Source organism: Streptomyces sp. NPDC054813 (assembly GCF_053611365.1).
The window spans coordinates 40,495-66,664 of sequence record NZ_JBSHAF010000038.1 but is presented as its reverse complement, the minus strand read 5'-3'; the positions used below and the strand labels follow the sequence as shown (position 1 = coordinate 66,664).

Genomic DNA, 26,170 nt, shown 5'->3' with positions numbered 1-26,170 from the left:
GTCGCCCAAGAGCATTCCACGCGACGTAGGCCGGCTCCACAGGGTTTCGGCTTACCCTGGCTGGACCCCTAGGGTGGTGCTGTGGGCAGGGATGCAGTGCCCAGGCTGCGTCTGGTCGTCGTCGCGGTCGACGGGGGTGGGCCGAGGTTGTGCCGGGGGTGCGGTGGGCCGTTGATGCCGTCGGCGAAGTCGACGGCGGTGTTCTGTGAGGCGGCGTTCCGTTCGAGGCACTGGCGGCGGATGCGTCGGGCGAGGGCTCGGACCAAGGCGGTGAAGGCTGGGGTGACGGCCTCGTGTCCGCAGTGCGGAGTGGCGTGGACGGTAGGGGTCGACCGCCTGGTCACGGCGGTGTACTGCTCTCCCGTCTGCCGCAAGCGGGCCTGGCACGCGCGGCGCGCGCGGTCCGGCGAGGCGTGAGCCTGCGCGTTCGATGGATGCGGGGCCGCTTCAGCCGCCGGGGCCGTACGCCTTTCTCTGCCGGGCGAGACGGTCGGATGGTGCGAAGTGACGAGTTTCCAGGGCGAGTTGGCGGCACTGACGGATGTCGCCCTGCGCTCGTGGGAGTGGTGTCCCGATGACCGGGATGGTTGGCAGTGTGACCCGGCAGCGCTACGACGAGCTGGTCAAGCTGGGGCGGGACTGGGTCGAGACGATGAGCAGCGTCCAGTGGCAGCTCGGGGACGCCCGCCTGGAGATCGAGCCGATACGCGCCTACGGAGGTACCAACCCGTCGGGGAGCGAGGAGTTGTTCACGGTCAGCGAGGCTCCGGATGTTCGCCGAGGACGTCGGCCTGGCCTACTCCACGGTCCGGGACTACCGGTGGGTGGCCTCGCGCCGGCCGAAGGAACACCGGCGGTCCGGCGTCTCCCACACCATCCACAAGATCCTCGCCTCCATCCCCGACGAGCAGGAACGGTTCGAGGCGGTCAACAACCCCCCGCCCAACCCGCGCGGAGGACCCGCGCGCTGGACGCACGACAGCGCGAAGCGGATCGTCGGCTGGAAGGTCGACACCCCCGAGAGCGTCCAGGAGAAGGTGGACGCGATCCACGACCTGGCCGCCGACGACCAAGTGGCCGCGCGGGTGGCCACCGACTTCCTGCGCCGTCCGGCAGTCGCCTCGAAGGCCATGGCCGACCACACGGCCAGGCACGCCGTGAACGAGGCGCAGGTCGACCAGTTCCGCCAGCAGGTCCAGTACGGGCGGGAGGAAGCCGCCCCGCAGCTGGACCAGCTGCGGCGCATGGAGCACAACACCCAGTTCATGGACCTGGTCGCGGTCTGCACGCAGTTCACCGTCACCCTGCAAGGATCGTGCCGAACCTGCGCGGCGAGCCTTACGACGACGCCGAACGCGAGACGATCCTGCGAGGCCTTGCACGGGTGCGGGCGTCGGCGGACTGGATCGAGAATGCGGTCACCCGCGGCGAGGTTGACCTGGACGAGCAGCTTCAGAAGCTGCTGAAAGGCTCGGGCGAGTAGCGATGGGGCGGGGCGTTCCCGCTCACGTCCACGCCGAAGCCATCCTTTCCGCCCTGCTGGAGGCCCGTCCCGCCGGCCTCACGATCGTCCAGCTGATGGCGGCCACCGAGCGCACCCGCGCTCAGGTCCACACCGGGCTCGCCCACCTGCGCATGGTGGCTGCGGCGAAGGGTCTTCCACCGGTGACCTGGGACAAGGCGTGGGGCTACCGGACGCTGGACGACGCGCCGGAGGTCTGGATCGGCTACGAGCGGGCGTTCTTCGAGTCCGTCCACCACCGGGTGGAGAACTTCATCGCCGGGATCCTCCTGCCGCACCAGAAGAAGAAGCCCGACGAACCTACATCCGCACGGTCATGGCGCAGATGGGCGCGATCGAGTCCACCCTGCACCTCCTCGCCAGCCTGGAGTGAACCGGAGAAAGGCAACGGGCACGGGCGGCGACCGCCCCACAGTTGGCTCCCCTTCAGGTCGCGGCCCGGTCCCTCCATGCTGTTGTCCCGCTACCACTACCCCTCCGACACCAGCGACCTCGGATGGGCCCTCCTGGAACGGCTCCTGCCCACTCCTGCCTGCCAGACCCCGAAGGGCGGGGCCCCGGAGAAGTGGCCCCGCCGCCGCGTGGTCGACGCCATCCGCTACATCACCGACAACGGGGCGAAGTGGCGGGCGCTGCCCGCCGACTTCGGCATCCCCTGGCGCACGGTGTTCGGGTATTTCGCCCGTTGGGCGAAGGCCGGCGTCCTGCGGCACATCCTCGATCAGCTCCGCGGGCGGTTGAGGTTGGACCGGCGACGGTGTCCCTGGCCGGTCCGGGTGATCGTGGACTCGCAGTCCGTCAAGGGCGCGGAGACCGTGTCGAAGGCGACGCGAGGCTATGACGCGAACAAGCATATAAATGGGCGAAAGCGGCACCTCCTAGTTGATCAGGACGGCCTGCTCGTCGACCTTCTCGTCACGCCCGCCGAGGTCCAGGAGCGGGACGCGGCGCGCGTCCTGCTGACCCGCCTTCACGCCGAGCACCCCGAAATCGTCCTGGTCTGGGCGGACAACGGCTACGGCGGAGACGAGTTCAGCACCTGGGCACAGACCGCCCTCGGCATCACCGTCAAGGTCGTCTCCCGACCCAAGGACGCCAAAGGCTTCGTCTTGTTGCCCAAACGCTGGGTGATTGAGCGGTCGAATTCGTGGACGATGCGGGCTCGCCGCAACGCGCGGGACTACGAACGCCTCATGTCCCCCGCCGAAGCCCACGTCCAGTGGGCCTTCATCACCCTCATGACCCGCCGCCTCACCCGACGAAACCGCCGGACCGAGGCGCTCCCAGCTCACCTCGCCGCAGCCGCCTGACGATCCCACCGGCCGCCGTTCGGTTCCGCGTCCACCGACGCTCAGCCGAACGGCTAACCCGATCACCAATCAGCTCCAGGACACCGTGACCTGCGGAAAGAGGATGTGACACAGGCACTCAGGCCCGCCAGCGGCAGGGCAGCCGTGTGCTCGTGGTCGAGCGAACGCGGCTTCGCCGCAACCACCGCCGCAGGGACGGCGACAAACTCGGCGGCAGCCCCGTCCCTGGTGAAGGGGATCAGACCGTAGACCTCCTCCCCAAGGGCGAAGTCCGTGACGCCTTCTCCGAGCTCGGCCACGACGCCGGAGACCTCCTTGGAGGGAACGATCGGCACGCGGAGGCTGCCGCTGCCGTCGCCGCTGTCGATCCAAGTCGCGTCCCAGTCCAGCTCTCCCGAAGTGATCGATGCCGCGCGCACTTCGACCAGCACCTCGCCCGGACCGGGAGTCGGCCTCGGCGCGACCTCGTAGACCAGCTGATCCGGCCCGCCGCGCCGGTGACCCCGTACCGCATGCATGGTGGCGCGCATCCTGTCCTTCCTCACCAGGTCGGCACGAAGCCGCCATCGATGCGGACGTCACTGCCGAGCATGTTCGCCGCGCGGTCGCCCGCCAGGAAGACCACCAGGTCCGCGATCTCCGAGGGCCGGGAGAAGCGACCGCTGACGGTCGCCCCCGCCGCCTGCGCGATCACGTCCTCGGGACTCACCCCGGCAGCCGCCGACACGGTCTGCGCGACCCCGCTGCCCCCGACCCACAGATCTGTCTCCACCGGTCCGGGGCTGACGCTATTGACCCGCACACCGCGCGGGCCGAACTCCTTCGACAGCGCCTTGGAGAAGTTGACCAGAGCCGCCTTGGCCGCGCTGTAGTCGACCACGGTCGGGTCCGGCAGCTCGGCATTGACCGAGCCGATGTTCACGATGGATCCGCGACCGGCCTCCAGCATCCGGGGCAGCACCGCACGGGTGACCGCGACGGCGGCGAAGAGGTTGAGTTCGACGGTCTGCCGCCACTGCGCGTCGGTGACGCTCAGGAAGCCGCCGGGGCGGGCGGGCGCCGAACCGACGTTGTTCACGAGGATGTCCACCCCCGGTCCGGCCTCCGCCGCGAGCCGGTCCGCGCTCCCGGGCTCCGTCAGGTCGACCTGCACCCAGCGAGTGCTCCCGGCCTTCACGAGGGTGTCCAGCGCGTCCGACGACCTCCGTGCCGCCGCGACCACCTGCGCGCCCGCCGCGGCGAGCGCCTCGGCCACGGCCAGCCCGATGCCCCTGCTCGCCCCGGTCACCACAGCCGTTCTGCCCTGGAGTTCCTGTGCCATTGCCATACTCCTCACCGTAGTTCCGTCTACTCCACCAGACTGCGCCCCTCCGGGGCGCCCCGCTTCAGTCGACCGACTGCATCAGCTCGCGGAGCTCGGCGGGGCAAGCGCCGCCGCGCTCCGCGGCATGCACGGTCCACGGCTGCGGGGCCATGGTGGCGCCGTGGCCGCTGGCGGCGCAGGGCCCTGCTGGTCGGACCTCCCGGCGTCCACCGACACGGGCTGCCCGCATGGCGCGGCCCCGAAGTGCGCTTCCACGGCCGCCGGGCAGGCTGCCAGAAGAAGACCGGCGATGCGGGCCGGCCCAGTGCCGCAGCGCCGTCTCCCACCCGGACTGGGCGGGTGACCTGTCCACGGGTGCGCGGTATCAGATGCTGCGGTGCCCGCCCACCGCGTTCTCCATCTCCCGCAGCCTCGGTGCGGGTTGCGCGTCCACGGCCAGCGGGTCCCGCCGATGGAGATCCTGCAGCGCCCGACGCGCGGACTGTGCGGTGTTGATCTCGTGCCGGCCCTGCTCCAGGGCGGCGAAGTTGTCACGCCTCTCGGGTGTCGGTGGCCGAAGCGCGGGCAACGCCGCACGGGACAGCAGCACAGGAGCGGTGAGGTTGAGCGCGATCATGGCCTGGATGTCCTCCGCGCTGTGCTCCCGCAGGCGGCCGGCCCGCACGTTTCCGGGGTTGTTGATGAGGAGGTCGTAGTCGCCGAGCACGTCCTGGGCCCGACGGGCGATCCGGGCGGGCGTTTCGGGCTCGGTGAGGTCGGCGACGGCGACGTGTGCGGTGCCGCCCGCGTCGCGCATGAGGTCCGCGGTCCGCTGGAGGGTTTGCCGGCGCCGGCCCACTAGTACAAGCTCCGCGCCCCGTGCGGCCAGTCGCAGGGCCATCTCGCGGCCGATCCCGCTGCCCGCTCCGGTGACGACTCCCCGTCGGTGGTCCAGGTCCATGCCCACTCCAAACTAGTTCTTGATTGAACTATCCATTATTGCTACGGTGACATCACCACGGCAAGGGAACCCCCCTCCGTACATGAGTTACGTATTGATCAATCCAGAAAAGGTGTGAGGTCATGGATCTCGAACTCGACAACAAGGTCGTCGTCGTCACCGGTGCCAGCAGGGGCATCGGCCTGGCTGTCGCCCGCGCCTTCGCTCACGAGGGCGCACACGTGGTCGCAGGCGCACGCAACCCGGGCAAGGAGCTCGCCGAGCTGAGCGAGCGACACGGCCTCGTATCGCTGCCGGTGGACCTGAGCACGGCCGACGGCGCCGCCGCCCTCATCGACACGGCGGTCTCCCACTTCGGCACCGTCGACGTACTCGTCAACAACGTCGGCTCGGTCGCTCCGCGCCTGGGCGGGTTCTCGTCGGTCAGCGACGACGACTGGACGCAGACCTTCAACACCAACCTGTTCAGCGCCGTGCGGGCCAGCCGGGCAGCCCTCCCCCACCTGCTGGAGAGCCGCGGAGCGATCATCAACATCGGCTCCGTGAACGCGATCCTGCCCGACCCGAGCATCGTCGACTACGCGGCATCCAAGGCCGCCCTGGCCAGCTTCGCCAAGTCGCTCTCCAAGGAGGTCGGCCCCCAGGGCATCCGCGTCAACACCATCAGCCCGGGACCGGTCGAGACCGACATCTGGCTGGCCGACGGCGGCATGGCCGACACCGTCGCCAACGCCATGGGTGTCGGACGTGACGCGGCACGCGAGGCCATCGTCGCGGGCCTCGGCGGACTGGCCACCGGCCGCTTCACCCGCCCCGACGAGGTCGCCGACCTCGCCCTGCTGCTGGCCAGCCACCGCACGGGGAACGTCACCGGCGCCGACTTCACCATCGACGGCGGACTCGTCAAGACCCTGTGACACCCGCCCGGAGCCACCGAGCGGCGCGGGGCGCGGAACGGCCACACGCCCGCTGCGCGCCCTGCTCGATGCAGTCGATCGACTCATGCGCTCCATGTGACCGTCTCGCCAAGGTCTACGGCATGACCCACGCCTTCGGCTACCGCTCACCTCTTGGCACTGTCCAGGCCGGTCGGTACGCAACGGACGTGCGAGGACGGGTCTGGCCCGCCCGGGCCACCGGATCCTTGGGGAGCACCCCGCGGACAGGCCGCCGCAGCCGCGGCGGCATCCGGCTTGACCAACCGCGGGCAGCCGCCCGAACCCCGCGCCCGCAGACCGGTGCGCCCCTTCACCGTCCCCCCGGATCCAAGGAGACAGCCATATCCGAATCCGCCCCCCTCCCCGCCGAGTCGCCGAGTCGATGTACGAGGCTCTCCTGCACTCCGACCGGGAGGCCCTCGCTGCCATCACCTCCCCCGAGATCCGGATACATGTCACGAACGACCTCGCTGACGGCGGCGAGCACGCGGGCCTGCCGGGCTTCGCCGCGCTGTTCAAGAACACCTTCGATCCGATCGAGAGCCGCATCAAGATCGAGCGGTTCTTCGACGCGGGGGCCGACACGGTGGTGGCTGTGGGACGCACCCGCGGGACCGGCCGTGCCACCGGGACGCCTTTCGACTCGGCCATCATGCACGTCCTGACGATCAAAGACGGCCTGCTGGTGGGCTTCGACGAGTTCGTCGAGGACCAGCCGATCACCGCCGCGATCAGCGCCACGGCCGCTCAGAACTGAGCGGGCGCAGCACTCGGGCACACCTCGTCTCCGCGTTCCGGGCCGGCGCCGCGGCTGCTTGGCCGGGACGCGGCTGCCCCCTGAAGCGGCGATCGCCCCCCGATACTGGAATAAGCATTCCAAAAATGCTACGGTCATTTCATGGCACGCCCTCGAAAGTTCGACACAGACCAGGTACTGGAGCGGGCCATGGACCTCTTCTGGCGTCAGGGCTACAACGCGACGTCACTGCCGCAACTGACGATGGAACTGGGCATCGGCAGCGGCAGTCTGTACGGCGCGTTCGGCTCCAAGGAGGGCCTGTACGCCCAGGCCCTGAAACGCTATTGCGACGACCAGGCCGCCTCACTCGTGGAGCGACTCGATTCCGCCTCCGACATCCGTGCGGCACTTCGGGAGACGCTGCTCGCCATGGCCGAAGCGGACCTCGCGGACCCCGAACGCGGCTGCCTGCTGGTCAACGCGGCCACGGAGCGCGCGGCGCACGAGGGCACAGTCGAACGCGTGAAGTCGACCATGGCCACCGTCGAGTCCGCGCTGACCGGAGCGTTGCAGCGCGCCCAGGTGCGGGGTGAGCTGGCCGCCGAGAAGCGTCCGGCCGAGCTGGCCCGCTTTCTGACGACGTTCATCCAGGGCATGCGTGTGATGGGCAAGGCCCACGCGGACCGGGAGTTCCTCGAGGGCGCTGTGGCCGGCGCCCTGAACGTGCTGGACTGAGGCCGCACGGAGGGAAGTGCCGAAGTGGTGTCGACGGGACCGGGAACAACCTGACCGTCGACGCTCGGCGCCGGCAGGTCACGGGCGGAGAGGTTCTGCGGGTTGCCTAACCGCGGCACGCACCCACCGGATCATCCGGATCTGCGAGCGAGAGGGCGTCCCCACCCTGGCCGACCGCGCCTACCAGGGCGCCGACCCCTGGGTCGCCACCGGGCGCAAACGTCCAGAGTCTGGAGCGTCGGGTGCAGCAGATTCCAGGCGTTGGCTAGAGGTCCTGGACAGCGCGCAGGGCCTGGTCCACCCGGGCCATGGCCGCAGCTTCAACGGGCCCGAGGAGCTTCGCGCCCTCGAACCGGTTGACCCTGAGCTGCACGATCTTCACGGCGACCGCAGTGCACGGGATAGGCGGCGGGTCTTCTCCCACGGCGGTCCGCCGGCAAACGTCAGCGTGAGCGTGAGAGCGCGCGCGACCTGCCCACGGCGGCGCAGTTCGGCACCGAGTTGCACGACCAGGCCGATGGGGACGGCAGACGGGGTCGAGCAGCTCGTCCGACTCCTCGAGCACCTGCTCATCGGTCAGCCACCGGATCCCATCGAATTCGCCTTGATCGTAGGAGGGGACGGTCTCAGCGTCGGCGTCGAGGAGGTACCAGAGCGAGACGTCGGTGTGCGCACCCTGCCCCCGGGTCTGGGTGACGGTGAGGAAGAGGGGAATCTCCCCGGTGATCGACGATGCCACGGCATCGATGCCCAGCTCCTCACGGCACTCTCGGACCACCGCAGCCCACGGGCCCTCACCCGGCTCGACGTGTCCGCCGGCCGGCAGCCACAGGCCCGCCTTGCGGTGCGCCACGAGCAGCAGCTGGCCGCGCGCGTCGTCAAGGACGACGAAGTAGCTCACCAGGTGCATCGCAGGAACATCCGGCTTGCGCACCCGGTAGACCGGGGCTCCGTCGGCGATCCACTGCGTGGCGGTCTTGAGGTGCGTGCGCTCCAGCTCGTCCCAGGGCTCGATCGCGCCGACCAACTCCAGAAGGCAGCCTTGCGGCCGATCGTCACAGTGGATGTGTGGGTGGTCAGTTGAGGTCATCCGCGCATCCTGGCAGGGAGCACTGACAGGCGACGTCGGGTTCGGACGAGATCGTTTCCCCCACGGCCGACACAGAGGAAGAAGCCGACGCCGAGCATGCCGTCATCGGCCACCACACCCCGCTGACCAGGTGATCGAGCGAGCCGGCGTCGGCGAGTTCGACGGAAACGAATACGGAGGGGGGAGATGGCCCCCTACGCCTACGGACCGGACGCCGACGCACGCTTCGCCGTGATGGCACCCCTTGCACGACCCGCTGTTCCGCCCGGCACACGTCGTCTTGCGCTACGGCTCGGTCGGTGACCCATCGGCTTCCGAGCATCACATCGACCTCTGACGACACGCCGTCAGCAGCCGTCGGACAGAGGGGCACCTGGGGAATTACGTGAAATTACCCCAGCTGAACAACGACTCCGCCGAGTGCCGAGCAGAACACGCTCACCGAGCGCCTTGCCAACTGCCACGTCGACGCGCATGGTCGCGCCCCGGCCGCGGTTACGCGCTGGGCGGCGAGCACTCGATGTCGGAGACCGTCGTGGCCGCCCAGGAGGCCTGGCCGGGTGCGGAGGCAGGGCGCTCGTCGAGCCCACGGGCGGTGTGGATCCGCAGCAGTCCTTCAATGCCGCGCAGCAAGGTCTCGCCGGCCAGGACGGGGTCGCCGAGGTAACCGGCACTCATCGCACCGTCACGGAGCATGACGAAGTGCCGCCCGGCGTGTTCGGCCTCTGCTGCGGCGATCTCAGCGAACAGTCCGGTGATCGTCTGCAGGAACCATTCGCGGTGCTGCACGACGGCACGGTGGACCGGGTGGTCGGGATCGGGGAATTCCGCTGCCGCGTTGAGGAAGGCGCATCCGCGGTAACCGCGCGAGCGGATCTGCTCGACCAGGGACGCACCGATGCCCCGCAGGATGCCGTCGGTCGGCACGTCCGCGGCCATCAGGGAGCCGATCTGAGTGCGGATCGCCTGGTCGACGCCTTTGATGTAGGTGACGGCAAGGTCTTCTTTGCTGCGGAAGTGGCGGTAGAAGGTGGCGTTGGTGATCTTCGACTCGGCGACCAGACGGTCGACGCCCACCGTGTGGATGCCCTCCGCATAGAAGAGCTGCCCGGCGGTCCTCAAGAGCCGTTCCCGGGCCTCGGAGACTCGCCGGCCGGTGCCTGTGCCGGCTTCCGTCTTTGTCATATCACCCATCGTAGCGGGTAGAACGCTCTCTCTTGTTTTCACGAGAAGGGCGTGCCAGGCTGCACACAAGAGAGAACGATCTCTCTACCCTGCAGTCATTGGAGAACCCCATGGCATCCACCGCCTCCGCCGAGCCCATCGGTGCCGCACCCACCCTGCGTCGGCTGTACGTCATCCGCTTCGTCTTCGCCGCCGCTTGGGCCGCACTCCTGCTGGTGTCCGGCTCCGAGCTCACCTTCGGAGCCAAGTTGCTGCTGTTCCTCTACCCCGCCTTCGACGTGGCCGCGGCCGTCGTCGACGCCAGGTCGGCACGCGCCGCCCGGCCGGTCAAGGGCCTGTACGCCAACATGGCCGCCAGCGTGCTCGCCGCCGTCGGGGTCGCGGTCGCCAGCACCTCGGGCGTCGCCGACGTACTGCGTGTCTGGGGCGCATGGGCGGTCGTCTCCGGCCTCATCCAACTCCTCGTGGGCGTCGCGCGCCGACCCATGGGCGGCCAGTGGGCCATGATCCTCAGCGGCGGCATCTCCGTCCTCGCCGGCGCGACCTTCATCCGAAGCGCCACATAGGACAACCCCTCCCTGACCACCCTCGCCGACTATGCCGCGCTCGGCGGGATCTTCTTCCTCGTCTCGGCGATCCGCCTGTCCCGCTCGACCCCCAGGCACTGACCCGTGTCGACCGAGGACCGCGCCGACCAGGCGCGGCGCACGAGTCGGGACGCACCCGACAAGGTCCGGCCCGGTGACAGGCCGGTGCGGTGGATGGCGCTCGGCACCACGAGGCTGACCGGGCCGGGAATCGGGGGCTGCCAGCGAACAGGGACCCCTCGATCCGGCGGTCAGGTGGCGGATAAGCGGCGCTGAGAAGCGCCATCGCCAGTGGCATCACCAGTGCCCTGTATCACTCGGGCCGCGATCAGCCAGCCCACGCCGGGGCAAGTGCACAGGCCACCGAGGCCGCGGTGAACAGCCCCGGCCCGGCGGTGACCAGTCGCCGTCCGAACCGGTCGCCCAGCACCGTTCCCGTCATCAGCATGACGGCAAAGCTGACGCTGCATGCGCGCCGGACGACAGTCTGCGGAGCACCGCCGGTACTCGTCGCTGGTGGAAGCCGGTGGCAGAAGACGGCCGCCTCGCGGCTCAGAGCGGCCCGGAGCATGCTCGTAGTGGTGAACCAAGCAGCCCGGAGGAGGCAGGGTGTCGCGCTCCCCGCCAGACGCGATCGACAGCAGGATCGTCCCGATCGACAGCGGCCCCAGGCGAGGGGAAGCACATGTCTGAGAAGAAACACGCCACGGTGGCGGTCACCGGAGTGACCGGGGCGCTGGGCGGCCGGATTGCGCCCCGCCTCGCCGATCGTGGCGTTCCCCTGCTGCTCGTAGGACGCAACCCCGACCGCATGCCCGACCTGCCAGGTGCACAGCAACGCGGTCCGGCCGCCTACGGCGATGCCTCCGCCATGCGCACGGCCCTGGAAGGTGCGTCGTCCCTCGTCCTGGTCTCCGGACACCGCACGGGACGCCGACTGGAGGAGCACGCCACGGCGGTCGAGGCAGCGGTCGCGGTCGGCGTGGACCGGGTCCTGTACGTGTCCCTAGTCGGCGCTTCGCCCATCGCCACCTACATCAACGCGCGTGACCAGTGGGCCACCGAACAGTTCCTGGCTGGGGCCGGGATACGCCACACAGTACTCAGAGCGGGCATCTACGCGTCAACGCCGGCCGCCCTCGCCGACGAGGACTTCGTCGTGAGCGGTCCCGCGCACACCGGCCGGGCCGCCTTCGTCACCCACGAGGACATCGCAGACGTGATCACTGCCGTCGTGCTCGACGAGGGCCCACGTTCCGATTACGACGGCGCGACCCTGGAGATCACCGGACCCGAGGCGCTGACCCTCGATGAATCGGTGACACGGATCGCCGCGGCCACCGGTCGGCCCTATCGCTTCGAGCCAGAGACCTTTGAGGAAGCCTTCGCGCGGCGCTGGCGGCGTGGCATGAGCGGGGAGCAGATCGAGACCTGGATCTCGTGGTACCAGGCGATCGAACGGGACGAGGTCTCCATGGTCACCGACGTCGTCCCCCGGCTTACCGGCCGGCCGGCCACATCGGTCTCGGACGCGGCATGGTGGCCGTCACCGAACACCGCACGTGGCATCCCCTGAACTCGAGCGATACCGGCCGTACGGGTCTGCTGCACGATCGGGTGAAGTCCGAACTGGCTTGCCCTGTAGGGCGGGTGGAAAGGATGTCGCTGTGCCCAAGCCGTATCCGGAAGAGTTCCGCGACCATGTCGTGCGGGTCCCGAGGAACCGCAGCCCGGGCGTGACGGTCGAGCAGGTGACTGCCGACTTCGGAGTCCACGCGATGACGCTGTGGAAGTGGATGCGCCGCGCGGACATCAACACTGGGACAAAGCAGGGAACGTCCAGCCAGGAGAACGCGGAACTTCGGAATGCACGTCGGCGGATCAAGCTGCTGGAGCAGGAGAACGAGGTCCTGCGCCGGGCCGCGGCCTGCCTGTCGCAGGCACATCTGCCGGGAAAAGGATCTACCCGCTCGTGAAGGAGCCGGCCGGGGACGGGGTGCCCGTCACGGTGACGTGCCGGGTCGTGAATCTCGCCAGACAGCCCTACTACCGCTGGCTCGACAAGCCGGTGGCCGACGCCGGGCTCGCGGAGGCGTATCGCGCCAACGTGTTGTTCGACGCCCACCGTGACGACCCGGAGTTCGGCTACCGCTTCCTGGCCGACGAAGCGCGCGGCACCGGGTCCGCTATGGCGGACCGGACCGCGTGGCGGATCTGCCGGGCCCACCGCTGGTGGAGTGTGTTCGGGAAGAAGCATGGCCGGGGTAAGAAGGCCGGGCCGCCGGTGCACGACGACCTTGTCCACCGTGACTTCACCGCGGCCGGCCCGAGCCGGTTGTGGCTCACCGACATCACCGAACATCCCACGGCGAAGGGAAAGCTGTATCTGTGTGCGATCAAGGACGTCTTCAGCAAGAGAATCGTGGGCTACTCGATCGAAGCGCGGATGAAGTCCCGCCCTGCCGTCGCAGCCCTGGACAACGCCGTGGCCCGACGTGACAACGTCGCCGGGTGCATTCTGCACGGCGATCGCGGATCACGGTTGGGTCGAGGAGGTTCGTCCGGGCACTCGACGGACACCGGATGACCGGTTCGACAGAAAGGGCCGGGGCGGCGGGCGACAACGCGACGGCGATCGAGGACGGCCTCCTGCAACACCCTTTAGGGCGGCGTCCGGTGATGAGTGCCAGCGCGCCGAACAGATGGGGATAGCCGCCCAATGACGCGGCCAACGCGACGCCGACGAAGGGGGCCAGGGCAGAGGCTGCTGTCGTGGGCGCGGCGAGGAGTCCGGACAGACGGCCGTAGTGGATGGTTCCCCAGCGGTCGGTGATGACGGTGGCCTGGAGGAGGGTGTGATTGCCGCGGACCATGCCAGCCGCGACGTTACAGCGCTACCAGCAGGCCGTATGGCCGGGTACGAGCGCGAGGGCTGCTGTGGTCAGCCCGCCGAGCGCGATCAGTGCGGTCGTGCGGGCGGTTGTCCCGGTGCGGCGGGCGATGGTGGCGTAGAGGGTGGCCGGTGAGCGAGGGCAGGCAGGGCGGCATCGGCGTGTTCTGGGTGGAAGGGCTCGAGTGTGACGTGGACGCTGCCGGAGCCGATGCTGAGCACTCCCGTGCCCGAACCTGGTCTGCGGCCGGGCTGGGCGGGCGAGCCGAAGTTATGGACAGGGTTCGGGGCTGTCCGTTGTCCATTGACTCGGGCGGGGGTGGCCCCCGGTCTGGGAACGGAAATCAGCGGTAGGCCGATGGCATCACGGCCTGGTGCCGTCCGCACGCCAGCGGGGCATAGCGCCGGTCGTTCGCTCGGGTGTTCCTCAACTGGCTCGAAGGTGTCGACGAGCCGCAGGGCGGGGCGGAGCGAACTCGCCGAGTTGAGGTGCCGTCAACGAACGGCGAACCATCGACATGTAGCTGAACGTGACGCTGAGACCGTGTCCTCCACGGCAATTGGCAGTTTCGAGGTGAGAGAGCAGCCGGTCGCGAACACTGGGGTGCACATGACGTCCACTTCCCCTCATCGGGAGCTGATTCGTGTCGGTGTCGTGGGGCTGAGCGCGAGCGGCGGGTGGGCGGCCACCGCCCATGTGCCGGCACTGGCAGGACTCGACGGATACGAGTTGCGGGCGCTGAGCACCAGCAGCGCCGAATCAGCGCGCGCGGCCGGCGAGAAGTATGCGGTACCGCTGACCTTCGACAGCGCAGAGGAGCTGGCCCGCAGCGAGGAAGTCGATCTCGTGGTGGTGACGGTGAAGGTTCCGCATCACCTGGAGCTCATCCGACCCGCACTGGAAGCGGGGAAGACGGTGTTCAGCGAGTGGCCGCTCGGCGCCGACCTCGCGCAGGCCGAGGAACTGGCCGACCTCGCACAGCGCAGGGGTGTGCTCACGGCTGTCGGCCTGCAGGCCCGGTCGGCGCCGCCGCTTCGGTATCTGCGGGACCTGGTCGCCGACGGCTATGTGGGGCGGGTGCTGTCGACCAGCATGCTCGGGTCGGGCGGGATCGGGGGCGCCACTTACGACGACAACTATGCGTACATTCTGGATGTCACGAGCGGCGCCACGCTGCTGTCGATCCCCTTCGGGCACTCGGTCGACGCGCTGACCATGGTGCTCGGGGAGTTCCGCGAGGTGTCGGCGCTCATCGAGAACCTGCGCCCCGAGGTCACCCACGTCACGAGCGGGGCGGTCGCGGCCAAGAGCGCAGAGGACCAGATCGCCGTCACAGGTGTGCTGGAGTCGGGGGCCGTGGCTGCGATGCACTTCCGTGGTGGGACGTCCCGCGCCACTGCGTTTCATTGGGAGATCAACGGCACGGAGGGTGATCTCGTCGTCAAGGCCGACCGGGCTCAGTGGTGGTATGGGGGGACACAGCTGTACGGCGCCCGGGGAGAAGCAGGCGCGGTGACCGAACTTCCGGTTCCCGCCCGCTATCAACGCTCGCTGGCCCAGTGGACCGAGCGATCCGCCGAGCCCGCCTGCAGCGTCGCTCACGAGTACGCACTTCTGCGCGACCAGATCACCGGGAACCTTGCACCGGACGAGGACGGCGTTCCCGACTTCCAGCACGCCGTCCGGCGACACGCCATGCTGGAGCGGATCCGAGAGGCGGCGCGCGCGGGCCGGAAGGTCACACTCGCAGAGCAGGGCGCGTAAGCCCCGCAGTGAGTCAGGTCGTGAGCTCAACCGCTTCGCCCTCGGCGAGGACGCGGTAGGCCGCGGCGGCTGTGGTGCGCTTGCCCTGGCTCTTGCCCGAGGTACCCGACCGCGCGGGCAGGGCATTCACCTACGAGGTCACCCCTGTCCAGAATGTCTGATGCGTGCACCGTGTTAGAGCAGGGTGCGAGAACATCCCTACGATGAGGGGACGGATGCCATGCCTCTCGAGGGCGAGTATGAACCCAGCACGACGCAGTGGGTGCGCGAGCAAGTGGAGGTATTCGAGAGCTCCGGCGGCACCAAGGGGACGACACTGTGGGAGGACACAGGGCGGCCCGTGGTGGTGATGACCACCCGGGGCGCCAAGAGCGGCAAGATCCGCAAGGCGCCGGTGATGCGCGTCGAGCACGACGGGCGCTATGCGGTGGTCGGCTCGTTGGGCGGATCCCCCAAGCATCCGCTGTGGTACTTCAACGTCAAGGCCGATCCGCACGTTGAACTCCAGGACGGCCCCGTGAAGCAGGACATGATGGCCCATGAGGCCACCGGCAAGGAGAGGACGGAGTGGTGGCAGCGCGCGGTCGCCGTCTTTCCGAGGTACGCCGACGTGCAGAAGAAGACCTCGCGGGAGTTCCCCGTGTTCATCCTGGAACCGGTCGTCGGGCAGTGAGCCCGGGCCGCATCGGGGCCGTTGGATGACACTGAGCCTTGCCAACCTCAGTTTGAGCAGGTCAGGCGGAGGGGGAGGAGGGCTTGGACGAGGTTGGTGATTCGGGTGGTGCTGCAGCGGAGTTTCCGCAGCAGGCGCCAGGCGCGGGCGTGCGCGGCCCGCGTGTTCCACGGAGAGGGCGCCAGCCACACCGGGAAGTACCGGTTCAACGCGACGTCGTACCAGCCCGTGGGGCTGATCAGAAATGGATATCCCTCCGGTACACCCCACGTGTCCGACTGCTGGTCGAGCCTGGCAAACAGTTTGGTGAACTCCTCCATGAGGGGCGTCACTTGCGGTGGCCACGCCAGATCCCGGCCAGTGAAGTGCAATCGCCATCCGTTGATCGCCATGGCGCTGGACGACCATGTCCCGCGGACAGCTCAACAGCGCATAAATCAAGTGGGACGGCTTCAGGGCCCTGCTCTCTGTGGACGCGGGTCGGGTGGTGCTGCGTTCGAGGCGAGGCACCGAGATGCTTCCGGTTCTCTCTCGACTCTGTTCTGTTGCATGCAGAGGGTCCTGTGCCAGGAAACGCGCAGGCAGTCACCCCTTGCCGATCTGACAGACCGGACAACAGGGCGGAAGCGTTCGGCGCCAGCTGCTCTCGAACGTTGTTGGCCCGAACCGAGACCCTGAGGAGAGGGGGTCGGGCCCGTTGCCCCTCTCGCTGGGTGCGGACCGTGACAGAATGCCACCATGGTTCTGATCCGAAAGGGCGATGCCGCGTAGGCGTCCGAAGGCCGTCCGCGCCGAGCGGTGGCGGCCACCCAAGCACCTGCCGGTCCGTCGGATCGCGGGCGTATCAGCTCGAACTCGGGCAGCGGTGCGACGTGTTGAAGCCGAATACCTGTGGCCGGACGCAGTTGCTAACGCCCTCAGCCGGTTCGAATGGGCTTTCAGGCAGCCGGGACGATATCTGATTGGTCCCGGCGAGAGTCCCGGCATCGAGATCGAGGACGGACGAGATGACCTAGAAGTCGCCCTGCTGTATCTGCCCAGAGGAGCCCGAGCAGATCTGGGCCGCTTGGTGGAGCGAATCGATGTGGAGTTCGAACGTCGGACTCTTCCGAACCCGGGCTGGGTGAGCGGGTGGATGGCGGGGCGCTGGTGGTGGTGGCGCATTCGGGAACGGTGATGCCGGCGTCAGTGGGACCCGGGTGGTGTGTGGGGTGGGCTTTGGTCACGCCGGGGCAGAAAGCCATGCGTGGGGAGTCGGGAAAGGCCGAGGCCGCCCCTTTTGTGGCGCCGGTGCCCGGCTCCACTCCGGTGCGGGGCGGTGTCGAACGAGGCAGCATGATGCCCGTCATGGGCGACACAGGCGAGAAGATCAAGGTCTGGTTCCGGTTCGTTCCTCGCGAGGGATGGTCTCCGCAGGACACCGAGGGCGTATGGGGTGATACGTCGGTCGTCGCGCCGGATCATATGCGTGCTGTTTCCCGATTTCTGGAGAAAGGCCCGCACCGCCGCTAATTTCCTTACCAGGGGAGCTGAGCAGCGAGGGGATCCGCGATGACGACCATCGACGTCGAGACGACCGAACCGTCGGACTTACCCGCGCCGCCGGGACCGCTGAATCAGGCGATCACGGCGGATCAGACAGTCGGCCCTACCGCGCTGGCCGACTTCGTCCGGAAAGCCATGGCCGAACTCCAGGCGATCGCCGACGCAGACCGCGCGACCGCACACCGCTACTTCGACGGCTTCGCCCTCCGCCGACTCCCCGCCGCGCTCGCCACGGCCCGTCAGGACACCGTCACGGCGGCCATGGCACTGCTGGCCGAGATGTTCGCCGACGCCGGCGGCATGGTCCAGCTGAGCCGTGAGCAGGCTCGCGGCCGGGCCGGCGACTTCGAGATCATCGAGTACATCCTGCGCGGTCAGCCCCGAGGCGTGCCCGGCACCTGGGGCCACCACTTCGACGACTACCTCCTGCACGCTCCCCTCACCGACCAGCACCGCAACAAGTTTGCCCACCAGGCCGCACTCATCGAGTCCGCACTCGGGAGCGACCCGGCGGATGTCCCGAGCACGGCCCCCGCGCGCGCCACCGGCCGCCGCATCCTGCTGATAGCGTCCGGAGGCGCCGCCGACCTGCGCCGAGTCGACCCGGCTCTCCTGCACCCCGCCAACCGCCTGGTCCTCAACGACGTCGACCCCGACGCCCTCCAGTACGCCCTCACACACCTGCCGCCCGCGACCCGCGCCCGGACCGCCGCGGCCCCCCTGGCAACGTCCTGCTCACCGCCGCCCATCTGGCCACCGACCACGGCCCCTTCGATCTGGTCCTGGCCGGAGGCCTCTTCGACTACCTCGAAGAACGCTTCACCCGAGCCCTGATCCGCACCACCCTGTCCCGCCTGTGCCGCCCCGGAGACACGTTCTACTTCTCCAACATCGCGACCCCGAACCCGTACGCCGCCCTGATGACCCACATCGGCCGCTGGAACCTCGTCGAACGCACCCCCGCCGACATCGAGGCCGACGTCCGAGCCGCCGCGCCGCCGGGAAGGAACCGTCGCCGGACCGGACATCACCGCCGATGCCACCGGCCTGACGCTTTTCGCGACGGTGCGGCGCGCTGACGAGCCGGGGTGATCCCCGCAGCCGGCATCGTGTTCCTCCCTGACGCGGCATCGGTCGTCAGGCGAGGCCTTCGATGATGCGGAAGTCGCGCTCGACGCCGTCAGCAAGTACGGCCAGCGCCTCCTGGTAGGCCGCACTCGCGCGTGCGGCGACCGCCTGTTCGAAGCTGTCGAACTCGATCAGGACGGTGCGCTCGGCGATTCCGGCGTCGTGTGCGACGACCCGGGCGCCGGTGGGCTCGACGGCGATCTGGTGGTCGGGGCCGGGGATCCTGGGCTGCCTTGTCGCCGTCATGGTCTTCTCCTCGATTCCTGGTGGCGGGTGCTCTAGCCGGCGATGAGGTCGAACTCGTTGCCCTCGACGTCGGCGAACGTGGTCCACCGGGCGCCACCGCGCACGACTTCGTGGAGCTTGGTCGCCCCGAGCGCGAGCAGACGTCCTCTCTCGCCCTCGTAGTCACTGGTGATCAGGTCCGGGTGCGACCAGAGACCGGCTGAAGGCCCAGCGCACCGGCACGCGGCGGCTACGCCCTCACCGACGGCGGAGTCCTCCGCGTCCTGTCTCACGGGCCGCATGGTTCGGTCAGATCTGTACCTATGAGTAAAGAACCCTCGGCGGGGCGCTGCAACCGGAGGGGTACTCGCCTGCGGAGTGTCGAACCCTGGATCAGTCAACGGGAGGGCTCTGGCAGCGTTTCAAGCCGAGCGGTGCAAGGAGCCCGGGGAAGTCAACGAGGTCCGCGAGTTCGATCATCGAGCTCTTGTCCGATCGCGGCGGTCTCATCGCTGCCGAGAGCGCTCCTCACGGGCGATCGAGCGCACGTGCGTGGACGATGTCGCTTTCCGGGTCCTGGCCCCCGACTTCCGCTCGATCGCCCGGTTCCGCCGCCACATTGGACGTCCTCGCCGGCCGGTTCCCGCAGTCGCTGTTCCTCGCGCTGAACTTCGGCATGGTCAAAATGGGCCGTGTCGCTCTGGACGGCACGAAGCTGGCGGCCAACGCCTCCAGGCACAAGCCATGAGCTGTGGGCGCCTCGTCGAGGAGGAGGAGCGGATCGAAACCGCGATCGCCGAGTTGGAGGCCGCGGCCACCGCGGTGGGGCTCGACATTGCGTGCGTCGTTCGAGCTGAGGGCCGTGGGAAATGGGCCTGCTTCGCAGGCACCTCGCCGACGGCCCACCAGTACTGTGCGGCACAACCTTTGCGAAGCCGCTCCCGCCCCATACCTCTGCGGATGATCCGCAACAGCCGCTCCTCGTCGTTGTCGATCTCGCGGACGCGTACTCGCCCTGCCACCCAGACAGCCTGGCGATACTCGCAGGTCGCAAGCGCCACCTCGGCGTCGACACCCGCGGTCTCTTCCTGGCCCTGTGGGTGATCGCCGCCAGCGTCTCCGACACCGCAGGCGGCACCCATCTAATCCCGGATCGCCACCACAAGCCCTCGCATGACCAGAGCATGGGCCGACACCGGCTGTCGCACCATAGCCACCGACCACGGCGCCCGCCCCGGCATCGACGTCGAGGTCGTCCAACGCGACCCTGGCGTCAAAGGACACCGAGACCGGTACCGTGCCGCGCCCCAAGCGTTCATCGGCCGACCGCCGAGGCCCCGCCACCGGCGTATGCATGGGGGTGCGCTCAGGTGTACGAGCGCATTGAGGTCCGCGTGACTGTCGGCGGCTGCGATGCGTTAGCGCGCTCATCCCACGCCGGGCGTGGCGGCCTGTGCGGTCGCCCGGCTGGCGGGGTGGCGTGCACGCCATACAAGGAAGACAGACGTGGCGGCCAGGCACCAAACGGCGAGCACCACATAGGGCTCGACGTGCTGGTTGTGCGGGAAATAGACGGCGTTGCGCTGGGCATTCACCGACGCCCCCGGAGGCAGGAATCGCCCCAGAAAGCCCAGGACCGGCGGAAGCAGCGGCCAGGCGACCGCGCCCCCCGACGAGGGGTTGCCGAGGATGACCAGCAGCAGCCATGTCGGCAACATCGCCCAGCGGCCCAGGAAGGTGTGGAACGCGGTGAAAATCATGCCCGCCGTGACCATGGTGAATGTGCAGATCCCCCATGACTGGGCCAACGGCAGCCGCTCCACGCCGAGCACCCAGTCCGCCATGACGCAGATCCACAGGCCACCCAGCACGGAATAGCTGATGGTGGCGGCGATCCGTTCGGCGGGGCGGAGAGCCTGGGCATGCACCCCTAGCTGGACGGCACCCACGAAACCGAGGATGGTCGACCCCAGGGCGATGTAGAAGAGAGCAAGCCCCTGAGGGTCGGTGGCCGGAAGCGGTTTGACGTCCCTGACCTGGACGGGGATGCTGAGCGCCCGGCCCACTGCGGGGGCGCTCTGGCCGAGCACCCGGGCGACCGACGCGCCCGCCGCGCTCGCCACGTCGACCTCCACCCCGGCCGGTCGGCGCTGCAGGATTGCGAACTCCCGCTGGGCGTCGACCGCCGCGAGCGCCCTGCCGTATTCCGAGTACGGATGGAGGACCAGCGATGTACGGAGTGTGGCTTCCAGTCCTTTGGTGAACCGGTCGCCCGTGACCGACTTTCCCGTCACTGCGACGGGGATGCGATGCGGTACGGGATTGGCCATGGCCCAGCAGTAGGCGCCGACGAAGAGCCCGGCCAGGGCCGCGATGACCAGAGAGACCACCACCGCTGGCACGAAACGCGACGACGTCAACCTCGACCATCCGCCCTGACGGGGCTGCCGAAGGGACCCCGCCGCAGACCACCGCTCGCCCATGGCCGTGATCGTATGGGAGGCGCGCGGCGACACCCGGCTGCCGCACCGGGTGCGTCACCGGCATGCCGGAATACCAGGCCACAGCCTGGAGCAGAAGGCCGGCGCGATCCAGCCCGCGCTGCGTGAGATGCAACTGGAACTGCCGAGCCGGTGGCCGCCGCCTACGGTGAGGGCGCGCTCGCGCCCTGCCAATTCGCCGGGACAGTGCCCGCGTTACGCGCTGAGGGCTTCGTAGATTGCGCGTATGTGCCAGGTCGTGCCGGACACCGGGACGGCGTGGGCGTGCTGGGTGCGGGTGAGGTAGTGCAGGCGGGCGATCAGGCCGCGGCGGGCAGTGATGGGGGTGGCGACGTACCCGGCGAGCGCGTCGAGCCGGCGGGCGACGGCCTCGTGGCCTTTGATGCCGCGGGCGCCGAACTTGCCGAAGTCGAGGTTGCGCTCGGGCATGTCAGGCCTCCTCCGCAGTCATGGGGCTGCGTTGCCCACGGTGTAGACGTCCTTGACCTTCACCTCGGTCACGCCGCGCCCTTCCGGGAAGACAGCCCGCCAGCCGCCGGCCACGTGCAGTTCGTCGGTGCCCATGGCACCGACGACCATGAGGCCTTCGTCGTAGGCACGGTGGGCCTTGAACCACAGGTTCGCGAACGCCTGGGAGCGGATCAGGTGCATCCAGTCGGTCCGGTACAGCTCCCGATGGTAGTTCGACTCCCCCATCGGCGACACGAACTTCGAGTACATGGCCTTGATGTACTCCAGCGTCACCTCATTCCCCGTCGGCGATCGCCCGGTCCCGGGCGTCCTTCAGCGTGGTGCGGAACTTCTCCAGGAGACCCTCGGTGGCCCCAGACGTCCACGACTCGTGAATCACCGGGGGGTCGCACAGCCCGTACTTCGGGCCCGCAATCCGCAGCAGCCAGACGCAGGGGCGGCTCGGTCACCCGCAACGCGTCCGGCTCGTCACGCTCCCCGATCGGGTGGGGCAGGTAAGCGTCGTGGTCCCAGCCGGGCGGCGTGATCAGGTGGACACCGGCCCGTCGCGGGTCGTGCGAGCCGCCGGTGGAATGTTCCAGCTGGCCGAGCGGCAGATGCGTCTTGAGCGCGGACAGGTAGGCCCCGTTGACATCCAGCGCGGTCACCTCGTGGGCGCCGGCCGGGAGTTCAGGCCGGGTCTACTTCGGGCGCGCCTCCCACACCTGGTCCGCACCCCGCGCGGACTGCTTGCGCAACACGTCCGGCAGCCACGGATGCGCAACCACCTCATAGCGGCCGCCCAGACGGGACTGGTCCAGCAGGGCCATCGCATCCGGGATCGCCCGCTTCACCAGCGTCGCCGAAGCTGCCGCCACGTCCCCGCCATGCTCGGCGAGCGCCGCCGAAACCGCCGCGGAAATCCGCCCCGCAAGCGGGTCCGGAGCGTCGGCAGGCCGCACCCGACGCCCGGCCGCCACCACCTTCACGCCCCGCCCTGCGCGCGGAGCCCCGCACCCGCCGGCCCGGCCCCGATCACGCTCTCCAGTTGCCGATGCGGCTGGCGGCCCGGGCGCCGTCTGCACGGCCGCAGGCATGGGCGCGGGCGCGATGGCGCACTCGGCCGGGTCCAGGTGTTCCCGCGCATCCCGGGGCCGCAGCGAAGGCAGCCTGTCATGGTGCCGTTGAGAAGGTGCTTCGGGCCCAGTCGGCGAACGACGTCCAGCGCAGTTCGGGGTGGGCGGCGTGCAGCGCCGGCAGGTCGACGCCGTAGCCGACGCTGCGCAGGAATGCCCACATCGCTCGCATGTCGTCGTTGCCGATCTCGTCGAGCTGCGCTTCGTTGTGCCGAACAGTCCCACCGAGAGCCGCGCCCAACGCGGCGGCCATGTCACCGGGCGTGGGGGCGTCGCCGGCGAGCTCGATGCGCCGTCCGACGAACGCGTCGGGCGCGACGAGGACAGCGGTCGCAAAAGCACCCAGGTCGGGGCGGGCCAGTTGCTGGAGACGGCGGTCGGGTGGCAGGGGGAGAGCGAGTACCCCCTGGCGGATCCGCTCCTCGTCGCCGAGGGCGTTGTCAAAGAAGTAGGTGGGCCCCAGGATCGTATAGGGCACCTCGCCTGCGGCCAGTTCCCGCTCGATGACTGCCTTGGTCTCGAAGTGCGGTACGCCGGTGTCCTGGTCGGCACCTGCGACGGAACTGAAGACCAGGTGTGGCACACGGGCCTGGTGCGCGGCGGCGAGAATGGCTCGGCCCTGTGCGATCTCGGCGGCCGGTCCCGACTCGAAGGGCGTGGTCATCGCAAAGACACCGGCTACTCCCCGCATGGCTGAGGCCAGAGATTCTCGGTCCTCGAGATCTCCGCCCACGACCTCGACGTTTTGGCCGGCCAGGCGCCGGGCCGAGGCGGATCGAGGGTTGCGGACCAGGCCGCGGACGGCGGCACCGCGGGACTGCAATGCGCGGACGACGGCGCCGCCCTGTCCCCCGGCTGCCCCGAGTACCAGGATCGGCTGGTCAAGGCTCATGATGAAAGGTCCTTCCGAGTCGACTCCACAGGACCTCGCCGCCACCAGTGAGACCGGGCAACTGCAACAGTGTGCTTGCGATGCCGGAACACCGACTGCTCGTGGAGCGTGCAAGCGTCCCCGTCCGGCGACCGGTGCGGCGCGCCGGGTTGCCTGATTCATTGGCTGAGGACACCGTGGTCAATATGTGCCACATTGTCCCGGAAGGAGCTCGCTGTGGCCGGGACTTCCGACCAGGTGTCGCAGTCGATGTGGCCGCAACTGCGGGTCGCCGACTGGACCGAGACCCGTGACACCCTGCACATGTGGACCCAGATCGTAGGCAAGATCCGGCTGGCCCACGCGCCCCTGGTCAATCACTGGTGGCAGGTCACCCTGTATGTCAGCCCCCGCGGCCTGACGACATCGGCGATTCCCTATCGCGCCGGAGTTTTCGACATCGAGTTCGACTTCCTCGACCATCTACTGCGTATGCGCAGCAGCAACGGCACCAACCGCACCGTGGCTCTGGAGCCCAGACCGGTGGCCGACTTCTACCGCGAGACAATGCAAGCCCTGGGCGAGCTGGGAATCGAGACAAAGATCCAGGCCCATCCGAACGAGGTGGACCCGGCGATCCCCTTCGATGAGGACCACCAGCACGCTTCCTACGATCCAAACGCCACTCAGTTGTTCTGGCGGCAACTGCTGCAGGCCAACCGGGTGCTGGGAGAGTTCCGCTCGCACTTCGTCGGCAAGGTCAGCCCAGTGCACTTCTTCTGGGGCGCCATGGATCTGGCCTGCACGAGGTTCTCGGGACGCATGGCTCCGCCGCATCCGGGCGGCGCCCCGAACTGTGGTGACTGGGTGATGGTGGAGGGCTACTCCCGCGAGTTGAGCAGTTGCGGATTCTGGCCCGGCGGCGGGGAAGAGGGGGCCTTTTACTCGTACGCCTACCCCGAACCGGATGGCTTCGCCGACCATCCGATCAGCCCGGCCGACGCGTTCTACAGCCCCGGCCTCGGCCAGTTCCTCTTGCCCTACGAGGCGGTGCGCACCGCGGCCGACCCGGACAGGGCAGTGGCTGACTTCCTGCACACGACCTACGAGGCTGCCGCGGAACAGGGCGACTGGGACCGAGCGACCCTCGAAGAGGACCCGAACCGGTGGCAGGAGCAGGGGTAGACCCTCACCGGCTCTTCAGCTCCGCCGGCCTCACCCAGCCCGACGCCGTCCTGTGTGGCACCAACATCGGCGCCATGGCCCAAGTCATGCGCCTGTTGATGAGCCGCTCGATGGGGTTGTGTTCCTTGTAGAGCTTGGTGTCCAGCTTGACGAAAGACATAGAGGCAACCCCCACCAGCTCCATCATCGACGCGCCCTGGATATCGGCGTACGCAATTCTCTACTCGGGGAGCCGGGGGAAATCTCACCCCCGGGCCCTCACCTGGCGAACGGCCCATCACTGCGGTCCCGGACCACGCCTACGAGTTGTCCTCTTCCGATTCGATTACTGGCAGGCGGTGTCCTCGTTGCGGAACAGGTCGGTGTCCCCCACTGCCGATGGTGTGGCGTCCGCCATCGCGCCGGCCATCGGGGCCAGCGCCTTGGCGATTTCGGGATCCAAACTCAGGGCCATGGCCCCTTCCTTTCGGTGGAGGATTGGCGTCAGGCGACGGGCGGGACGACGATGACCTTGCCGTGCACCGCGCCTTCGGCGGCCCGGGCGTGGAGCGCCGACAGCTCTGCCAGCGGCACCCGCTCGGCGACGTCGACGCGCAGCTCCCCGCGGTCGATCAGCGCTACCAGCCGCGACAGCTGGTCGGCGTCGCTGCGGACGAACAGGTCGATGCCGCGCACGCCGCGCTCCTCGTCGGCGGGCGCGGGCATCCACACCGTCGTGTTCACCACGACCCCGCCCGGACGGACCAGCGTGACGAGCGCGGCCAGCTCGGCCGGGTCGACCGGCGCGAGGTTGAGCACGACGTCGACCGGCTCGGTCACCGCCGCGGTCACCCCAGTGGTGGTGTGGTCGATGACCTCATCGGCGCCGGCCGACTTGACCGCCTCGCTGCTGCGCGGGCTGGCCGTGGCGATCACGTGGGCATCGGCTCCCTTGGCCAGTTGCACGGCGTAGCCGCCGACCGCTCCGCCGGCGCCGTTGATCAGCACGCGTTGTCCGGCGGTCAGCTTGCCGTGGTCGAACAGCGCCTGCCACGCGGTGAGGCCCACGACTGGCAGTGCGGCGGCGTCGGGCAGCGGGACGGTCCTGGGAGCCGGCGTCAGGACCTCGGCCGGCGCGAGGACGTACTCCGCAGCGGCGCCGTTCCCGTCCATCGGCAGGAAGCCGATGACGTCGTCGCCGACCGCGATGCCGTCCACGCCCTCCCCCAGCGCGTCGACCGTGCCTGCGACGTCGATGCCGGGAGTGTGCGGCAGCACCACCGGGATGGGGCCACGCATGAAGCCGCCGCGGATGTTGCCGTCGACGGAGTTGAACGACGTCGCGGCGACGCGGATCCGGACCTCACCGGCCCCAGGGACGGGCTGCTCCACGTCCTCGTAGCGCAGGACGCCGGGGTCGCCGTACTCGTGGAAACGTACTGCCTTCATTTC

The 26,170-nt window shown here is 69.0% G+C and carries 24 protein-coding genes and 8 pseudogenes; 16 read left to right on the top strand and 16 right to left on the bottom strand.

The genetic code is table 11. The features are described from left to right. Nucleotides 1-770 precede the first annotated feature (770 nt). Both ACWGJB_RS45675 and ACWGJB_RS45670 read left to right on the top strand, forming a co-directional pair. Nucleotides 771-1,483 (top strand): annotated as a pseudogene (locus tag ACWGJB_RS45675) (DUF6192 family protein). A gap of 2 nt (nt 1,484-1,485) precedes the next feature. Next, nucleotides 1,486-2,832 carry an IS5 family transposase gene (locus tag ACWGJB_RS45670; RefSeq protein WP_453385941.1) on the top strand — a complete coding sequence of 449 codons (1,347 nt, stop codon included), beginning with the start codon at nt 1,486-1,488 and terminating at the stop codon, nt 2,830-2,832. 62 nt (nt 2,833-2,894) lie between these two features. Here the strand turns inward: ACWGJB_RS45670 and ACWGJB_RS45665 are convergent, their stop codons facing one another. From ACWGJB_RS45665 to ACWGJB_RS45655, 3 genes are all read right to left on the bottom strand, one after another. After that, nucleotides 2,895-3,362 (bottom strand): alcohol dehydrogenase catalytic domain-containing protein, encoded by a 468-nt coding sequence (locus ACWGJB_RS45665; protein WP_453385940.1) that lies wholly within the window; start codon nt 3,360-3,362, stop codon nt 2,895-2,897. Between the two features lie 11 nt (nt 3,363-3,373). Then, nucleotides 3,374-4,153 (bottom strand): oxidoreductase, encoded by a 780-nt coding sequence (locus ACWGJB_RS45660; RefSeq protein WP_453385957.1) that lies wholly within the window; start codon nt 4,151-4,153, stop codon nt 3,374-3,376. A gap of 367 nt (nt 4,154-4,520) precedes the next feature. Next, nucleotides 4,521-5,096 carry an SDR family NAD(P)-dependent oxidoreductase gene (locus ACWGJB_RS45655; protein WP_453385939.1) on the bottom strand — a complete coding sequence of 192 codons (576 nt, stop codon included), beginning with the start codon at nt 5,094-5,096 and terminating at the stop codon, nt 4,521-4,523. A 122-nt stretch (nt 5,097-5,218) separates the two neighbouring features. On the opposite strand from ACWGJB_RS45655, the gene ACWGJB_RS45650 reads away from it, so the two are divergent. From ACWGJB_RS45650 to ACWGJB_RS45635, 4 genes and pseudogenes are all read left to right on the top strand, one after another. Continuing rightward, on the top strand, nt 5,219-6,013 hold the full coding sequence (locus ACWGJB_RS45650; protein WP_453385938.1) for an oxidoreductase: 795 nt from the start codon (nt 5,219-5,221) through the stop codon (nt 6,011-6,013). A 403-nt stretch (nt 6,014-6,416) separates the two neighbouring features. Next, complete coding sequence (locus tag ACWGJB_RS45645) at nt 6,417-6,791, top strand: nuclear transport factor 2 family protein (protein WP_453385937.1); 375 nt, start codon at nt 6,417-6,419, stop codon at nt 6,789-6,791. Between the two features lie 141 nt (nt 6,792-6,932). Then, entirely contained in the window at nt 6,933-7,508 is a 576-nt protein-coding gene (locus tag ACWGJB_RS45640; protein WP_453385936.1) for a TetR/AcrR family transcriptional regulator, read from the top strand. A 106-nt stretch (nt 7,509-7,614) separates the two neighbouring features. Continuing rightward, nucleotides 7,615-7,731, top strand: a pseudogene (locus tag ACWGJB_RS45635) (IS5/IS1182 family transposase); the annotation flags it as partial. A gap of 42 nt (nt 7,732-7,773) precedes the next feature. Here ACWGJB_RS45635 and ACWGJB_RS45630 read toward each other — a convergent pair. Further along, nucleotides 7,774-8,598: an NUDIX hydrolase gene (locus ACWGJB_RS45630; RefSeq protein ID WP_453385935.1), complete on the bottom strand. Its 825-nt coding sequence runs from the start codon at nt 8,596-8,598 to the stop codon at nt 7,774-7,776. A 495-nt stretch (nt 8,599-9,093) separates the two neighbouring features. Continuing rightward, nucleotides 9,094-9,792 (bottom strand): TetR/AcrR family transcriptional regulator, encoded by a 699-nt coding sequence (locus ACWGJB_RS45625; protein WP_453385934.1) that lies wholly within the window; start codon nt 9,790-9,792, stop codon nt 9,094-9,096. 101 nt (nt 9,793-9,893) lie between these two features. Here ACWGJB_RS45625 and ACWGJB_RS45620 point away from each other — a divergent pair. The 4 genes and pseudogenes from ACWGJB_RS45620 (at nt 9,894) to ACWGJB_RS45605 (ending at nt 12,957) form a co-directional block, all read left to right on the top strand. After that, nucleotides 9,894-10,451, top strand: a pseudogene (locus ACWGJB_RS45620) (hypothetical protein). A 604-nt stretch (nt 10,452-11,055) separates the two neighbouring features. Continuing rightward, the gene (locus ACWGJB_RS45615; RefSeq protein ID WP_453385933.1) at nt 11,056-11,946 is read left to right on the top strand and encodes an NAD(P)H-binding protein; all 891 of its coding nucleotides are present in this window, start codon (nt 11,056-11,058) and stop codon (nt 11,944-11,946) included. A gap of 91 nt (nt 11,947-12,037) precedes the next feature. Next, nucleotides 12,038-12,346: a transposase gene (locus tag ACWGJB_RS45610; RefSeq protein WP_453385932.1), complete on the top strand. Its 309-nt coding sequence runs from the start codon at nt 12,038-12,040 to the stop codon at nt 12,344-12,346. After that, the gene (locus tag ACWGJB_RS45605; RefSeq protein ID WP_453385931.1) at nt 12,343-12,957 is read left to right on the top strand and encodes a DDE-type integrase/transposase/recombinase; all 615 of its coding nucleotides are present in this window, start codon (nt 12,343-12,345) and stop codon (nt 12,955-12,957) included. Before ACWGJB_RS45610 ends, ACWGJB_RS45605 begins: the two co-directional genes overlap by 4 nt. 88 nt (nt 12,958-13,045) lie before the next feature. On the opposite strand, the pseudogene ACWGJB_RS45600 reads toward ACWGJB_RS45605, so the two are convergent. Then, nucleotides 13,046-13,387 (bottom strand): annotated as a pseudogene (locus ACWGJB_RS45600) (MFS transporter); the annotation flags it as partial. 417 nt (nt 13,388-13,804) lie between these two features. On the opposite strand from ACWGJB_RS45600, the gene ACWGJB_RS45595 reads away from it, so the two are divergent. Together ACWGJB_RS45595 and ACWGJB_RS45590 are read left to right on the top strand one after the other, a co-directional pair. Then, a complete protein-coding gene (locus ACWGJB_RS45595) occupies nt 13,805-15,025 on the top strand; it encodes a Gfo/Idh/MocA family protein (RefSeq protein ID WP_453385930.1) in 1,221 nt (406 codons plus the stop codon). A gap of 220 nt (nt 15,026-15,245) precedes the next feature. After that, entirely contained in the window at nt 15,246-15,698 is a 453-nt protein-coding gene (locus ACWGJB_RS45590; RefSeq protein ID WP_453385929.1) for a nitroreductase family deazaflavin-dependent oxidoreductase, read from the top strand. 47 nt (nt 15,699-15,745) lie between these two features. Here ACWGJB_RS45590 and ACWGJB_RS45585 read toward each other — a convergent pair. Next, nucleotides 15,746-15,853: pseudogene (locus ACWGJB_RS45585) on the bottom strand (IS5/IS1182 family transposase); the annotation flags it as partial. A gap of 1,192 nt (nt 15,854-17,045) precedes the next feature. Between ACWGJB_RS45585 and ACWGJB_RS45580 the strand changes: the two are divergent. Continuing rightward, nucleotides 17,046-17,210, top strand: coding sequence for a hypothetical protein (locus ACWGJB_RS45580; RefSeq protein WP_453385928.1), 165 nt, complete (start codon nt 17,046-17,048; stop codon nt 17,208-17,210). 39 nt (nt 17,211-17,249) lie between these two features. Next, nucleotides 17,250-18,077 (top strand): hypothetical protein, encoded by an 828-nt coding sequence (locus tag ACWGJB_RS45575; RefSeq protein WP_453385927.1) that lies wholly within the window; start codon nt 17,250-17,252, stop codon nt 18,075-18,077. Nucleotides 18,078-18,380: 303 nt separating this feature from the next. Here the strand turns inward: ACWGJB_RS45575 and ACWGJB_RS45570 are convergent, their stop codons facing one another. After that, nucleotides 18,381-18,617, bottom strand: coding sequence for a DUF1330 domain-containing protein (locus tag ACWGJB_RS45570; protein WP_453385926.1), 237 nt, complete (start codon nt 18,615-18,617; stop codon nt 18,381-18,383). A gap of 32 nt (nt 18,618-18,649) precedes the next feature. Then, nucleotides 18,650-18,889, bottom strand: coding sequence for a VOC family protein (locus ACWGJB_RS45565; RefSeq protein WP_453385925.1), 240 nt, complete (start codon nt 18,887-18,889; stop codon nt 18,650-18,652). Between the two features lie 229 nt (nt 18,890-19,118). Here ACWGJB_RS45565 and ACWGJB_RS45560 point away from each other — a divergent pair. After that, nucleotides 19,119-19,430: pseudogene (locus ACWGJB_RS45560) on the top strand (transposase); the annotation flags it as partial. 593 nt (nt 19,431-20,023) lie between these two features. Here the strand turns inward: ACWGJB_RS45560 and ACWGJB_RS45555 are convergent. From ACWGJB_RS45555 to ACWGJB_RS45540, 4 genes and pseudogenes are all read right to left on the bottom strand, one after another. Then, entirely contained in the window at nt 20,024-20,989 is a 966-nt protein-coding gene (locus ACWGJB_RS45555; RefSeq protein WP_453385924.1) for an ABC transporter permease, read from the bottom strand. 363 nt (nt 20,990-21,352) lie between these two features. Continuing rightward, nucleotides 21,353-21,526, bottom strand: a pseudogene (locus tag ACWGJB_RS45550) (transcriptional regulator); the annotation flags it as partial. 18 nt (nt 21,527-21,544) lie between these two features. Beyond that, nucleotides 21,545-22,686, bottom strand: a pseudogene (locus ACWGJB_RS45545) (transcriptional regulator); the annotation flags it as partial. A gap of 34 nt (nt 22,687-22,720) precedes the next feature. Then, complete coding sequence (locus ACWGJB_RS45540; RefSeq protein ID WP_453385923.1) at nt 22,721-23,575, bottom strand: NmrA/HSCARG family protein; 855 nt, start codon at nt 23,573-23,575, stop codon at nt 22,721-22,723. A gap of 249 nt (nt 23,576-23,824) precedes the next feature. Here ACWGJB_RS45540 and ACWGJB_RS45535 point away from each other — a divergent pair, with 249 nt between their 5' ends. After that, entirely contained in the window at nt 23,825-24,739 is a 915-nt protein-coding gene (locus tag ACWGJB_RS45535; protein WP_453385956.1) for a DUF5996 family protein, read from the top strand. Between the two features lie 4 nt (nt 24,740-24,743). On the opposite strand, the gene ACWGJB_RS45530 is transcribed toward ACWGJB_RS45535, so the two are convergent. From ACWGJB_RS45530 to ACWGJB_RS45520, 3 genes are all read right to left on the bottom strand, one after another. Next, nucleotides 24,744-24,926: a hypothetical protein gene (locus tag ACWGJB_RS45530; protein ID WP_453385922.1), complete on the bottom strand. Its 183-nt coding sequence runs from the start codon at nt 24,924-24,926 to the stop codon at nt 24,744-24,746. A gap of 138 nt (nt 24,927-25,064) precedes the next feature. Beyond that, nucleotides 25,065-25,193 (bottom strand): hypothetical protein, encoded by a 129-nt coding sequence (locus ACWGJB_RS45525; protein WP_453385921.1) that lies wholly within the window; start codon nt 25,191-25,193, stop codon nt 25,065-25,067. 29 nt (nt 25,194-25,222) lie between these two features. Then, nucleotides 25,223-26,167 carry an NADP-dependent oxidoreductase gene (locus ACWGJB_RS45520; protein ID WP_453385920.1) on the bottom strand — a complete coding sequence of 315 codons (945 nt, stop codon included), beginning with the start codon at nt 26,165-26,167 and terminating at the stop codon, nt 25,223-25,225. Nucleotides 26,168-26,170: the final 3 nt, after the last annotated feature.

What these genes read in the sequence shown, in the direction of transcription:
- ACWGJB_RS45590 (WP_453385929.1), top strand. Translation starts at nt 15,246, where the DNA reads ATGCCTCTCGAGGGCGAGTATGAACCCAGCACGACGCAGTGGGTGCGC.
- ACWGJB_RS45580 (WP_453385928.1), top strand. Translation starts at nt 17,046, where the DNA reads ATGGGCGACACAGGCGAGAAGATCAAGGTCTGGTTCCGGTTCGTTCCT.
- ACWGJB_RS45525 (WP_453385921.1), bottom strand. Translation starts at nt 25,193, where the DNA reads ATGGCCCTGAGTTTGGATCCCGAAATCGCCAAGGCGCTGGCCCCGATG.
- ACWGJB_RS45630 (WP_453385935.1), bottom strand. Translation starts at nt 8,598, where the DNA reads ATGACCTCAACTGACCACCCACACATCCACTGTGACGATCGGCCGCAA.
- ACWGJB_RS45540 (WP_453385923.1), bottom strand. Translation starts at nt 23,575, where the DNA reads ATGAGCCTTGACCAGCCGATCCTGGTACTCGGGGCAGCCGGGGGACAG.
- ACWGJB_RS45660 (WP_453385957.1), bottom strand. Translation starts at nt 4,153, where the DNA reads ATGGCACAGGAACTCCAGGGCAGAACGGCTGTGGTGACCGGGGCGAGC.
- ACWGJB_RS45520 (WP_453385920.1), bottom strand. Translation starts at nt 26,167, where the DNA reads ATGAAGGCAGTACGTTTCCACGAGTACGGCGACCCCGGCGTCCTGCGC.
- ACWGJB_RS45535 (WP_453385956.1), top strand. Translation starts at nt 23,825, where the DNA reads ATGTGGCCGCAACTGCGGGTCGCCGACTGGACCGAGACCCGTGACACC.
- ACWGJB_RS45575 (WP_453385927.1), top strand. Translation starts at nt 17,250, where the DNA reads ATGACGACCATCGACGTCGAGACGACCGAACCGTCGGACTTACCCGCG.
- ACWGJB_RS45640 (WP_453385936.1), top strand. Translation starts at nt 6,933, where the DNA reads ATGGCACGCCCTCGAAAGTTCGACACAGACCAGGTACTGGAGCGGGCC.
- ACWGJB_RS45615 (WP_453385933.1), top strand. Translation starts at nt 11,056, where the DNA reads ATGTCTGAGAAGAAACACGCCACGGTGGCGGTCACCGGAGTGACCGGG.
- ACWGJB_RS45650 (WP_453385938.1), top strand. Translation starts at nt 5,219, where the DNA reads ATGGATCTCGAACTCGACAACAAGGTCGTCGTCGTCACCGGTGCCAGC.
- ACWGJB_RS45530 (WP_453385922.1), bottom strand. Translation starts at nt 24,926, where the DNA reads ATGATGGAGCTGGTGGGGGTTGCCTCTATGTCTTTCGTCAAGCTGGAC.
- ACWGJB_RS45670 (WP_453385941.1), top strand. Translation starts at nt 1,486, where the DNA reads ATGGGGCGGGGCGTTCCCGCTCACGTCCACGCCGAAGCCATCCTTTCC.
- ACWGJB_RS45570 (WP_453385926.1), bottom strand. Translation starts at nt 18,617, where the DNA reads ATGACGGCGACAAGGCAGCCCAGGATCCCCGGCCCCGACCACCAGATC.
- ACWGJB_RS45665 (WP_453385940.1), bottom strand. Translation starts at nt 3,362, where the DNA reads ATGCGCGCCACCATGCATGCGGTACGGGGTCACCGGCGCGGCGGGCCG.
- ACWGJB_RS45625 (WP_453385934.1), bottom strand. Translation starts at nt 9,792, where the DNA reads ATGGGTGATATGACAAAGACGGAAGCCGGCACAGGCACCGGCCGGCGA.
- ACWGJB_RS45655 (WP_453385939.1), bottom strand. Translation starts at nt 5,096, where the DNA reads ATGGACCTGGACCACCGACGGGGAGTCGTCACCGGAGCGGGCAGCGGG.
- ACWGJB_RS45645 (WP_453385937.1), top strand. Translation starts at nt 6,417, where the DNA reads ATGTACGAGGCTCTCCTGCACTCCGACCGGGAGGCCCTCGCTGCCATC.